Raw genomic sequence first — 12942 nt, 5'->3', positions numbered from 1 at the left:
GCTGTCGCCATTCCGACAGGCGCTGATGTTGAACCCCTGTGTTCATCGTCGGCCGTTCCCTTCAACATCTTCTTGGCTCGTTTTTCTGTTAGCTTACTATAACTCCAAGGCATTTACTAGAAGAATGATGCGTGCGGGGTTGAAAAGAAAAGAGCCCGCTGCCATCCGGCAACGAGCACGTAATTAACCTGTTCGAGTAATCCCATAGCTTCGACGCACGGCTTCCAATCCTTGTCTGGCGACTTCCAGCGCCGATCTAGGCCCGAAATCCGGGATGAACAGTTCGAGGGAGAGGAACTCGCGATAACCCGCGGCGTTAAGCAGCGATGCGAATCGCTCGCTCGGGAAGACGCCTTCCCCGGGAAGTACCCGATCCGAATCCTGAATCGTCTCCCGGGGCGGATCGGCCGAGTAATCGTTGACGTGCACGATGCCGATCCGGTCGCCGCTCAACCGGGACAGAAGCTCAAGCGAGCTGCCGCCCGTGTACATGTGGAACGGATCGAGCAGCAGCTTGGCGTCGGCCGCTTCGGACCGTTCGACGACGGCCATCGCTTCCTCCAACCGCGAGAGCGCCTTCGCCCGCCCCCAGAATTCGAGCAGGGGATCGACGCCCAGCGGCCGGATGCGCCGGGCGAGCTCTCCGTAGCAATCCGCGAATCGCTCGGCCGAAGAGCCTTCGGTATCGCCGTATGGCGGCGCCGCCGCGGAAGGGCAACCGAGCTCGGCGAGCCATTCGGATTCCCGGATCGCGAGCTCCAACCCGGCTGCCCGCTCCCGTTCGTCTGTATCGGCCCACTTCCAGAACGAGATGGCGTTCGCGAAGGCGATCCCCTCGTCACCCGCGAAGCGCCTAAGCTCGGCCAGCGATCCTCCTTGCCCGAGATAGGCGTCCACGTCCTTCACCCACAATTCGATTCCTTCGTACCCCGCTTCGGCGGCCACCCTGATCTGCTCGGGAAGCGTTAACCGAAACGGAAACAACGTCGATGCGTTCAAAGCCGTGCGAAAGGCGTTCATCCTTCATTCTCCCTCCTGATCCGTTCGTTCCGTCCGTACGATGAACACGCGATTGATCGGGTACCGGGAATCGGCCGCGTGAATCGGCGCCAGGTCCCGGTACAGCGGATTCGCGTAACGTTTCCGATAAGCCGTGGCTGTCGTCCCCTTCACTTCCCTGAACATGCGGCTGTAATAATTCTCGTCCGAGAAGCCCACCTCGTAAGCGATCTGCTTAATCGAAAGTCCTTCGTCCATGAGCAACTGGCAGGAACGTTCGATGCGGAGATGCAGCAACATCTCCCGCGGCGTTCTGCCCGTGTGCGACGCGAAGCTTCTCGTCATATGCTCGTGCGACCACCCGACCTTGGCAGCGATCGCCTCCACCCGTAACGGCTCATGGAGGTGATCCTCCATATGCTTGATCGCCCGCAAGACGGGCTGCGGCACGGCATCTCCTGCCGGCTGCGACGGCAACGCGAGCTCTCCTCCCAATTCCAGGAGCAGGGAGAGCAGCAACGTGCCCCCTCTCGGGTTCGTTCGCTCCGGAGACGTATAGGTTAGGTAGATCAGCTGCTTCATCATCCCGATCAGCAGCTCGTTGTCGGAAGGAATGCGACAGATCCCCCCGACCTCGAGGAATGGGAGATCCGGCTTCGCCTCCGGAGCCTGCTCGAAGCCGAAGTGCACGAACAGATGCCTGGACACCGCCTCCCGGTCGTAAATATATTCGTGCAGCTCGCCCGGGCGGCAGACGATGAAGCATGGAACGTCCAGCGGATAAGACTCGCCTTCCATGACGTAGACGCCGTTCGTTCCCGACGTGAAGTACAACAGCTCGTAATCGTGAATCGTTCGGGGACCGAGTCCAGTTCCGGGCATCTTCGTGATGTCTCCGGCGATGTGAATCGCTGGAACTCCGGACGCGCTCACGCCATGATGCCCATGTTCTTCAAGTTCTCGTAGGACATTCTCAAGCTGTCGAACGGATCCCGACGGCTATCGTCCTGCTCAACGACCATCCACTCTACGCCGATATCCTCCGCGACGCGCGCGATGGCCCGGAAGTCGAGGACTCCTTCGCCAACCTCCGCGAAGAAGCGCTCCTCCCCGGCTTCCATATCCTTGAGGTGCAGACGCGGAGCCCGGTTATGAAGCTTGCCCAGATACGCGACCGGGTCTTCCCCGCCCTTCCGAATCCAGTAGGTATCCAGCTCCGTCTTCACAAGTTCCGGATCGGTATGACGCAACAACAGATCAAGCGCATATTCGCCGTCGAATCGCTCGAATTCCCAATCATGGTTATGGTAGAGGAAGGTCACGCCGCGCTTCCGGAACCGTTCGCCGATCTCGTTCATCCGCCTCGCCTTGTCCAGCACGTCTTCCTTGGAGGCGAACCGAAGGGAGATCGCCGCATAGCGGCCCCCGTCTACCTGCTCCAGGTAGTCCGCCAGTCCGTCGACGTCGAAGTCGAGCGTATCGAAACCGGCATGGCTCCCGACGACATAGAGGCCCAGCCTGTCGAGCAATTGCTTCTGAGCATCGACCGTCATCCCGTCGGGTGGCGGACCGATCTCGATTCCCCGATATCCGATCTCGGCGATCCGCTCAAGCGCTCCCGCATAATCCTTCGCTAGCGCTTCGCGAACCGTATAGGGCTGCACTGCGATTGGAAATCTCTTCATGTCAGGCACCTCTCTTCTATTAATAGGGAATCGGCTTACGCGTCCAATGCGTTATATTTCAGTCCAAGGGGAAGCGGAGCGATCGGCTCGAACGTCGTCTTCAGATGAACGTGCTTCTCCGAAGCGGAGGATTCCATGATCGCGAACGATACTTCGAGAAGATGGCGAGCGATGTCGCCGTTCGCGCGATTCGGGCGGCCAGATTGGATGGCGTACGCCATATCGGCGACGCCGATGCCTCGGCTGTTGTCCGCGAACGGATGGGAGAGCGGCATCTCCTTCACTTCGCCGCTGGCCAGTTGAAGCTTGATCGTGCCGCCGAAGAAGTTCGGATCGGGCACGGTCAGATTGCCTTCCGTCCCGAAGATTTCCATCCGAGGAAGATAACCGAAGCTCTCCTTGGCCGCTTGGAATACGCCGACGACGCCGGAATGGAAGTCGAGCACGGCGGATACGTTCGTCGGTGCCTCCACCGGCACCACCGAGCCGAACGCATGAGACTTCGGATTGGTCACGGTGACCTCCCGGTTCAACTGCTGCGCGGAACCGGATACTCGGCGAACCGGCCCCAGCATCGTCAGCATCGCCGTCAAATAATACGGACCCATATCGAACAACGGGTCGCCGCCCAGCTTGAAGAAGTTCTGGAAATTCGGATGCATGCCCCCCTCGGCGTTGCCCATCACGATGACGGCATTGGCGGCATAGGGCCGCCCGATCCAACCGTCGCGGATGAGCTTGATGCACGATTGAACGCCTGCCCCGAGCATCGTATCGGGAGCGCATCCGACATACAGCCCTTTCGACTTCGCCAGCGCCAGCACCTCGTCCGCGTCGCGCTCGGATAGCGCGAACGGCTTCTCGGTATAGACGTGCTTCCCGGCGTGAAGCGCTTTCAGATTGATCGGCGCATGCGCCGCCGGACTCGTCAGATTGACCACGATCTCGATGTCCGGATCGGCCAGCATCTCGTCCAGCGTGCATGCCAGCGGAATGCCGTATGTCGCCGCTTGCTTGCGGGCCAGCTCTTCGACCGCGTCCGCGACCGCTCGCACCTCTACGATGTGATTGAATGTCCGGGTCAACGTCTGCAAGTAAATATCGCTGATCATGCCCGCTCCGACGACTCCTACCTTCACTCTGCGCATCGTCTCATCTCCTAGCTGGATTTCATGCTCCTGCCCTCATTATCGTAATGTCGTTGGGATAATGCAATGGATGAAACCGCATCTCTTCTGGATGTATTTGATATACTTCGTAAATTTACTATCTATTTCGGCCCTATTGCTGGATTTACTTGACCCATACACTCCGAATCGTCGCGTAACAAGGCAGGCAACATATTCGACTTATCGAACACATTTTCGCAGTTGACCCCGTATCGCGGGGTTATATTTGAAATTTCGAATAGATTTCCGCATTTCCATGATTTCTCTCGGAATCTATTCGATATTTCGAACATACTGACCCTATCATGCCTCTCGCTTCATATTAAGCTCGAAATATCGAATACATCACGCAAGCAAGACACGAAATGCACTGCCGCCGGCCTAAAACACAAAACAGTCCCGATGCGCGCGTTCTCGCATCGGGACTGCCTATGATGATTAACGACCTTTATTATTAGTCCGCGATAAGCGCAAACCCGTAAATATGAGCCGCCCGACCTTGATCATTGTACAGACGCAACGTATTATTGCCCGCTTGCATCCGGATGCGGATCTCCCGCTGATCTTTCACGTCCCACGTCGGGAAGCCCCAGCCGGCCGTGTTGTGCAGATTGGTTCTGTACGTGTTGGCTCCTCCGTTCACTTCTACGCTGAGGTCTCTGCTCTCCCCCGCGCAGTAGTCGAAGCGCATCAGATAATAGCCGTCCTTCGGCAAGATGATGTTATCGAACGTAAGCTCGCCGCCGTTCCCGATACCTGTCGCCTTATCTACGCCCGATGCATCCGCCACAAGCTCCGCGCCGCCGCTCAAGGTGCCCTTGCCCACGGGAATATACAGTTCGCGCGGCGGTTTATTATCGATAATATGGATCTTCTCCAATGCGGGCACGGCTCCCGCGACGCGTTCGATGAACAAGGCGCTTTCGCCGCCGGCGAACGGGAAGACCACGTCTTTGGCGATGAAGATTTTATCGGATCCGCTTTGCGCCATAACCTGCTCCACGATGTTGCTTCCGTCGCTTACGCGCACCGTCCAAGGCTCTTTGGCTGCATAGAAGAGTCTGATCGTCTGGCGCGCGGCCGTTGTTTGCACCGGGAACACGATGCTGCCGTTCAACAATACGGCTTCCTGCTCGTTCTCGTAGACGACGGGCTCGCTGCCTTGCAGCGTCCGTCCCGCGATGGCGAAGTGCTCCGTTCTTGCATCGCTCATATAACCGGAACGAATGCCTTTCGGCAGTTCCGAGATTTGCTCAGCGATATAGATGCCGGCACCGCCGCTCTTCAGAAGCGGAAGCTCCAGGACGTCGGCGGAAGTCACTTTGCGGCGCTTCACTTTCATCAATTCGCCGCTGTAGTCGTCCTCGTAGAGGTCCGCCTCGAACTCGCCTTCCGGCAGGAAATCCAGCTTCAGACGCACGATCATCGCTTCGTTGGTGATGCAGCCGATCAACCACTCTTCCTTGGAACGGCGCATAATGGCAGCATGATGACCCGGGAATCCGGACAACACCTTAATCTCATCGTAGACCGGCTTCATGCGGCGTAGAAAATCCGTCCCTCTCCACGCTTCAAGATAGTATATAGAAGCGGCGATATGCGAAGCGCCCGATTCGTATACGACGGACAGCGCCATTTGATGCCCTAACGTCGTATTCCGGTTCTTATTCGAGAAACCCGTCGGCGTATAATCCATCGGACCGACCACGTTGCGCGTGAACGGAACCGTGCAATTGTGCTTCGCGTCCGGCAAGCCGCTCCACATATAATGTTCGATTCCCATAATCCCTTCCGCCGTCATGAAATTCGGCCAGGTGCGTCCTTCGCCCATGCATTTGGTTGCCCCGTGGAAGTTGATCATCAACTTATGCTCGGTCATCATGTTGGCGATCATCTCGTATTGCCACATCGTGTGCTGGGAATCGTTCTGGAAGAAGTCGACCTTAAGCCCGTCTACGCCGCAACCGGCCCACAGCGGAATTTTCTCCCGTGCTTTCTCCGGCGTATCGATATACTGCATCGCGCTCCACAGCCATACGACGATCCCTTTCGAATGGGCATAATCGCACAGCTCTTTCAGCCACGTAATATCCCAGTCCGCGTCGACGGTGAGTCCTTCGAAGCCCATCGCAGCCGCAAAATCCACATAATTCCTTTGCTCCGTGTATAACTGCGCGCTGTTCATATATTCCCACCAGCCCCACAAACAACGGCCCGGCTTGATCCAGCTTGTATCCTCCATCGTAGAAGGCGGATTCAAGTTATAGTTAATCGTCGTATTCACCATCTCGTTCAAGTCGTCCGTTGCCACGATGACGCGCCAAGGAGAGGAGAACGGCAGTTTGCAGGAGAGAGGCGAGCCCATCTCTTCCGGAGCGAATTCCAATGTCATCGTTCGATCGCCGGCTCCGCGCAGATGGCACGAGCAATAGCTGCCGTCCGTGTTATAGACCTCCGCTTCCGTAATCATGACCCATCCGCCGTTGTCGGCGTGGAACAAGCTTGGCATGCCGTAATCTCTGCCGTCTTTGTCCTCCCAACCGGTACGGTCATAGGTCCCTTCGTAGCTCGGAACCCATTGCTGCAACCACAAGTCGTCGTAGGCCTCCGCCAGATTAAAGTTCGTCGCTTCCCGTTTGACTTTCATCGGTTGTTCGACTTCGGACAGCACGCGATAGCGGAAAGCAGCCCCGTCATCATAAGCGCGCGCGCACAGGACGAACGTATACGCTCCGCACGCGAAGGCCAACGTCATTTCGTTCGCATGATTGCCGTAAACCGCTTTTTTGCCCGCCGGGATCGAATAGGTCTCGTCGACGACGGCACGGTCTTCCTTAACGAAACGAAAGCCTTTCGTGAAATTTTCCAAATCGCTTTCGAAGCCGAGCTTGCTTGGCTCGATTACCGTTGTGCCGTTGCGTTCAACCGCGTACGTCAACTCCCCGTCGGCATTTCCGACAACCGTAAAGCTAACCGATCGATTCGGCGAATACAGCTTCCACATAGATGAATCCCCTATCCATTCGTATATTGTTATTTGGTTATGCGCACCATGCAGCTTGCGTAATCATGGTTCAGTACGACCCGAAGACCGTTGTTCATCAGGAACGCGCCCGACATCTTGTGCTGCGGCTGGCCTTCTATCTCCACCTGGTAAGTCGCGTTCGCGTCCAGCCCTCTCGGACGGATCGTGAATGCCGTGCGCCAGCGCGACGGATGATCCAAGAAGGCGAACACGACGCTCTCTTCTCCGTTCTCGTACTGCACGGCCTGCAAGCCGTCCGCCTTCAACGAAGCCAATCGGTGAATGCGCCCGAACTGAACGATCGAACGAATTTCTTTATAGATCGCCACGTACTTGGTCAGAAGCGCCATGTCCTCTTCCGTGCTCTCGTTGAGATCAAGGCCGATGCCCAGCGCGCCGCACATGGAGCAATGCAACCGGAACAACAACGGCATGGCGCGCTTGCCGTTATTGCCCGAATCCGTCACCCATGCGCGCATATACTTGATGGGATAGAGATAGCTATATCCTTCTTGAATGGACAGACGGTCCAATGGATCCGTGTTATCGCTCGGCCAGAATTCGTCGAAATATCGCATGGCGCCGTAATCGACGCGGCCGCCGCCGCTAGCGCAAGCTTCCCACTCTACCTCGGGATGCAGCGCCCTTAAGGATCGGATAATCTGGTAGAACCCTTCCGTATGCCGGTACCAGATGCTCTTGTATTCGCTGCGATCGAGCATCGCGGAAGCAACCTCGCTCAACCCTCTGTTCATATCCCATTTGATATAGGAGATCTCGTTCTCCTTAAGCAGCCGGTCGATTTCTCCAATGATATAATCTTGTACGTCTTGCCTCGTAAGATCCAGCATGTACTGGTAACGCCCTTCCATCACCGGGCGGCTTGCATAGCGATAGACCCAATCTGGATGAGCGCGATACAAGTCGCTATCCGGATTCACCATTTCCGGTTCGATCCACAGACCGAATTTCATTCCGTAGCTATGCAGCTTGCGGGTCAATGGCGCCAGCCCGTTAGGAAACTTCGTATCGTTGACGTACCAATCCCCGAGGCCGGCGTGATCGTCCTTGCGCTGTCCGAACCAACCGTCATCCATGACGAATAGCTCCACGCCCAGTTGCGCGGCCTTCTCGATCAGCTTCGTTTGCGCCTGTTCGTTCACGTCGAAATACGTGGCCTCCCAGGAGTTGTAGAGAACGGGCAGAGGCTTATCCGCCACGGGCTCCGGCATCACGTGCTTTCTCGCGAATTCCCCCATCGCATTCGACATTCTATCGAATCCGTCCGGCGAATACCCGAGATAGAGAGACGGCGTTTCCAGCGCTTGCCCGGCCGTCAACCGCCATTCGAAGTCCGTATCGTTCATGCCCGCCAATATATTTAAAAACTCGTACGGCGTTTGCTCCAATACGATTTTGAAATTTCCCGACCATGCCAGTGCGCCGTAATAGACTTCTCCGTAGGTTTCTCCCGCGTTCTGATACAGAATAAAGCTCGGATTCGCGACATGACCCGTTGCGCCGCGCAGACTTTCCAACACCGTTTTTCCGCCCGTTATCGTTTGCTCGAATGCGTCGAAATCGGAATTCCACATGCCGTTGAAGTTTTTCAGCTTCCAGCCTGCGCCCGGCAACGAACACTCGCCCGAATGCACCCGCTCGATGGAGACGACTTCGTCGCCGACGTTGGTTACCGTGCGGCGCTTCTCGATGAGATCCGCTTCTTCGTACACCTTGTAATGCAAGCTCATTCGAAGCGGATACGCCGTGTCTTCCAAGAACACGGTAAGCTCGTCGCCTTGAATGGCGTGCCCGGCATACCGGTAGCGATAATCTCTCGTACCGTCGGCATAGGCGACTTTGAACGACGTTTCTTTGAATCGAAGAGATCCGAAGGACGAGCATTCCTCTCTCTTCACGTCGTTAATAGAATGGAAGCCCTGTTCCCAGATATAAGGCTCGTTCTTGAAATCTTCGATCGTATCGATGCGCGCTCCCCAATACAGATGCCTCAGCAGCCCCTCTTGATCTACACAGAAGCAGTAGGAAGCGTTTCTTGTATTTAATAGAAAGACGTTGTTGTCTCCGATAATAATTGCCATGGTCTGTCTCCTTGATAGTGAGATTGCGTTCTTTCTATAACAGATACGGGGCAGGCTGCACGATCGAGCTCTGCCCCGCTTCTCAGCGATTCGCTTCTATAAGGTTTTCAACTTATTGCTGTTCGGCGGCGTTATACAGTTCCATGCGCGCCTTATAGTTTTCCGTGTAGATCCCTTCGATTTTGGCTGCATCGTTCGCTTCCAGCTCGGCGAGCATCTTCGTATACATGCCGTCGATTTCGGATTGCGACTCCGCATATACCATGCCGGAGAAGCTGCTGTCCATAATGTCCTTGATCTTCTGTTCGCTCAGGGCGTCAGGCGTTCCCGCCTTCGGACCGAGATCGTCGTACAGCGCGGTATCCCAAGTGGAGCCTGCCATCGATTTCAACGCATGCTGATTCACGTTATCTCTGTTGTAACGGAACATTAAGTCATAAGGAGTGCCGTCTTCGCCCAATCCGTTGCGAATCATCCATGTCCATTTGCGAGCGCCCGTTGTTTTCGAGAATGCCGCCCAATCCGCGCTGATGGCATCCAAGGCTTCTTGCGTCGGTACGTGAACGCCGTTCTCCATATTCCAGTTCATGCCTTCCTTACCCCACATCAGCAAGTACTGACCTTCTTCGCTTGCCAAGAAGTCCAGGAATTTGATCGTCTCGACCGGATGCTCATTCGCTACCGTAATGCCTACGCCGTCCCAACCCAAGGAACTGCGAGGGCCATAGGTCGTTTGATCCGGATTAATGCCCGGAGCCGTTACCTTGAAGGCGTAGAACAGCTTATTCGTATCATCGCCGTTTGCCGTACGGAATGCGGTGTTGGCTTCGTTCACGACGCCGCCCGCCGTTGCGAATACGCGTCCGCTGGAAGTTTTCTCCGTATAGTTCTGTGCTTTGTTGATACCCCATTCGCGGTCGAGCAAGCCTTCCGTATAGAGCGTATTGATGAATTTGATCATTTCGAGATAACGCGGATCTTTAACGATGAATTCAAGCTTGCCGTCATGCTCGTAATAATTTTTCATCCCGTACATCGCCTTGAACGAACCGATGATCGTAGGCATGTGATCCGCGTTCACCGTCATCGGTATCGAAGGTTTGCCGTCTACGGATGGATATTTCTCCTTGAACTTTCTCAGCAAGTCCAAGAATTCATCCTGCGTGAAGGATTCTCCGGCCAATGCGCGCTCGCCGTATCCGAACTCTTCCAGGACGTCCATACGCATATTGATCGCCCAGTTCGGATCCGGATCCAAGCCGTACCAGTTGTTCAAGTAATAGTTTTTGCCGTCCTCGTACACGCTCTTGGATAGAACGTCGCCGTAACGAGCCTTGATATTCGGAGCATACTGATCGATCAGATCATTTAACGGAATCAATGCTCCGCCGGCAATGTATTTGTTCAACGTCGCTTCGCGTCTGTCGATGAGCGCGATATCGGGCAAGTCTCCGCTGACTAACATCAAGTTCAGTTTCTCGTCCGGATTGCCGGTAGGCTGCTGAACCTCGATGAACACGCCCGTGCGTTTCGTGATTTCTTCCGCAACGGGGTTCGTGAACGGATCGCCCACGTTCTTGTCGAACAACGTAAGGGTAATGGGATCCTTCGGCGCTTCGCTTGATGCGCTGCTTGATGCGCTGCTCGATGCACCGCTTGATGCACCTGCTTCCGGCGAGGAATTAGCCGAATTGTTGTTGCCTGAATTGCACGCGCTTAGAACCATAATGCTTGCAAGTACCCCTGCCAAGACGATTCTCTTTTTCATTGACATACCCTCCTTGATATAAGTAGCGCTTATTTAAACCACATTCCGGACTGAACAAGCTGCGGAACAATGGAGAAAATACTTCTATGATGGGTACCGCTTAGCCTTTAACCGCGCCGACGAGTATTCCCTTCAGGAAGTACTTCTGCAGTAAAGGATATACAAGCATGATCGGCAGCGTAGCCACCATCGTAACCGTCATCCGAATGCTCTCGCTGGATACCGGCATCTTGCGCTGTTCGTTGGCCAGTTGCTGCGCCGAGCTTAACATGTCGCCGGTCTGGAACTGATTCAGAATTTTCACCAATACGGCCGACAGCGTTTTCAAATCCGGATTATAAGTGTAGATATAAGAATCGTACCATGCATTCCAATGACCGATGGCCGAGAACAGGGTGATCGTGGCCAGTACGGGCGTACATACGGGTATGATGACTTTCAGGAAAATCTGAATGTCGTTCGCGCCTTCGATCTGGGCCGCTTCCTCCATTTCTTTGGGCAAATTCTCCATGTAGGTGCGAACCAAGATCATCCAGAAGACGCTCATAATGCCCGGGAAGATGAACACCCAGAAGCTATCGATGAGGTTCAAGCTGCGAACGACCATGTAAGTCGGAATCAGTCCGCCGCTGAAGTACATCGTGAATACGAAGAACAGATTAATGCCGCGCCAGCCGACAAGGTCTCTCTGACTTAGCGCATAAGCCAGCATGGACACGCAAGCCAGCGTAAGCGGCACGCCGACGAACGTTCGGCCGAACGTCACGATGATGGAACTCAGAATCTCCGAATCCTTCAAGACGGTCGTGTAACTATCCAGGCTGAAATTACTCGGCCACAGCATGAATCGTCCGTAAGTCGGATCGGACGCATCGTTCAGGGACAGAATGAAAATATGCCAGAACGGGAAGAACGTAACGGCGAACAAGATCAATAAGAAGCCGTATACGATCAAATTGCCCGTAATCGTCGGCAGCGTATAGCGCTGCGACCGCTTGCTTAGCGCGCCCGCCTTGTTAATCGGTGCCACTTGATGCTCCATTTGCTTACTCCTTCCCCGCTGCATGCGCAACGTTAGAACAGATGCGATTGACCCATTTTTTTGGATATTTGGTTGACGGCGATGACCAGAATGAACGCGACGACCGATTTGAACATGCTTACGGCCGCTGCATAGGAGAACATGCCATTCTGAATGCCGTAACGGAACGCATAGGTATCAATGACGTCCGAATATTCTCTGTTCAGCGAGTTGCCGAGCAGGAAATATTGATCGAACCCCGTATTCAACAAGTTGCCGATATTCAGAATCAACAGAATAATAATCGTAGGCCGCAGCATCGGCAGTAACACGTGCCAGATTTGCTTCAAGCGATTGGCGCCGTCCACTTTCGCGGCTTCGAACAACTCCGATGGAATGGCCGCAATGGCAGCCAGATACATGATGGAATTGTACCCCATATCCTTCCACGCATTCGACAAGGCAACGATGATCCAGAACATCTTGCCTTCCTGCATGAACAGTACGCCTTGTTCTATGACCCCGATCTTCATCAGCAGCTGATTGACGGGTCCTTCGGCGGACAACAACGTAATCACGATGCTTGAGGCAACGACCCAAGAGATGAAGAAGGGCAAATAGGATGCGGTTTGAACCGTCCGCTTGAACCAATTGATTCTTACTTCATTCAGCGTGATGGCGATGAAGATGGGAATCAGAAACCCGATCGACAGCGTTAACGCGCTCGAAACCAACGTATTGCGCATGACTCGCCAGAAATCTTGCCCCGAGAAGAAGTATTCGAACCACTGGAATCCCACGAAATCCGCTTTGAAGAGAGATCCCCAGAAATCCCCTAACGTCGGCTTGTAGTCTATGAACGCCATGTACAACCCAGCCATAGGAGCATAAGAGAACAATACTGCCCATACGATTCCCGGAATCAGGAGCATATAAAAATATCGCTGCCGAATCATTTTTTTTATCGTAGGACGTTTCAGCAACGGCAGCTTTACGTTGCTTCTGTCCGCCTCGACTTCCATTCTCCAGACTCCCTTCTCTTGTTGCGAATGATGATCTCGACTTCATCATAGGGAATCCTGCCCGCGATCTCTATATCACGATTTTCCGATTTCTATCTCAAACAAACGAACTTTCTCACGGACCCCCTCGCATTTGACATTATCCCTATTC

Annotated in this window: 9 protein-coding genes; all 9 read right to left on the bottom strand. The window is 54.6% G+C overall.

The features are described 5' to 3' along the window. Positions 1 to 183: 183 nt before the first annotated feature. The gene (locus tag ACFQZG_RS05145) at positions 184 to 1020 is read right to left on the bottom strand and encodes a sugar phosphate isomerase/epimerase family protein (RefSeq protein WP_378150489.1); all 837 of its coding nucleotides are present in this window, start codon (positions 1018 to 1020) and stop codon (positions 184 to 186) included. A 3-nt stretch (positions 1021 to 1023) separates the two neighbouring features. After that, positions 1024 to 1881 (bottom strand): AraC family transcriptional regulator, encoded by an 858-nt coding sequence (locus tag ACFQZG_RS05140; RefSeq protein ID WP_378150488.1) that lies wholly within the window; start codon positions 1879 to 1881, stop codon positions 1024 to 1026. A gap of 47 nt (positions 1882 to 1928) precedes the next feature. Beyond that, positions 1929 to 2684 (bottom strand): sugar phosphate isomerase/epimerase family protein, encoded by a 756-nt coding sequence (locus ACFQZG_RS05135; RefSeq protein WP_378150487.1) that lies wholly within the window; start codon positions 2682 to 2684, stop codon positions 1929 to 1931. A 35-nt stretch (positions 2685 to 2719) separates the two neighbouring features. Beyond that, a complete protein-coding gene (locus ACFQZG_RS05130; protein ID WP_378150486.1) occupies positions 2720 to 3832 on the bottom strand; it encodes a Gfo/Idh/MocA family protein in 1113 nt (370 codons plus the stop codon). Between the two features lie 475 nt (positions 3833 to 4307). Next, entirely contained in the window at positions 4308 to 6857 is a 2550-nt protein-coding gene (locus tag ACFQZG_RS05125) for a glycoside hydrolase family 97 N-terminal domain-containing protein (RefSeq protein ID WP_378150485.1), read from the bottom strand. A gap of 29 nt (positions 6858 to 6886) precedes the next feature. Then, positions 6887 to 8980, bottom strand: coding sequence for an alpha-galactosidase (locus ACFQZG_RS05120; protein ID WP_378150484.1), 2094 nt, complete (start codon positions 8978 to 8980; stop codon positions 6887 to 6889). Between the two features lie 112 nt (positions 8981 to 9092). Continuing rightward, positions 9093 to 10748, bottom strand: a complete 1656-nt coding sequence (locus ACFQZG_RS05115; RefSeq protein WP_378150483.1) for an extracellular solute-binding protein — start codon at positions 10746 to 10748, stop codon at positions 9093 to 9095. 100 nt (positions 10749 to 10848) lie between these two features. Further along, positions 10849 to 11790, bottom strand: a complete 942-nt coding sequence (locus ACFQZG_RS05110; RefSeq protein WP_378150482.1) for a carbohydrate ABC transporter permease — start codon at positions 11788 to 11790, stop codon at positions 10849 to 10851. A gap of 32 nt (positions 11791 to 11822) precedes the next feature. After that, the gene (locus tag ACFQZG_RS05105) at positions 11823 to 12791 is read right to left on the bottom strand and encodes an ABC transporter permease (protein ID WP_378150481.1); all 969 of its coding nucleotides are present in this window, start codon (positions 12789 to 12791) and stop codon (positions 11823 to 11825) included. Positions 12792 to 12942 lie beyond the last annotated feature (151 nt).

This window comes from Cohnella sp. GCM10027633, assembly GCF_042675445.1.
Taxonomy (GTDB): domain Bacteria; phylum Bacillota; class Bacilli; order Paenibacillales; family Paenibacillaceae; genus Cohnella.
Note: the sequence above shows the minus strand (reverse complement) of the source record. Positions and strands in the feature narration are given on the sequence as shown.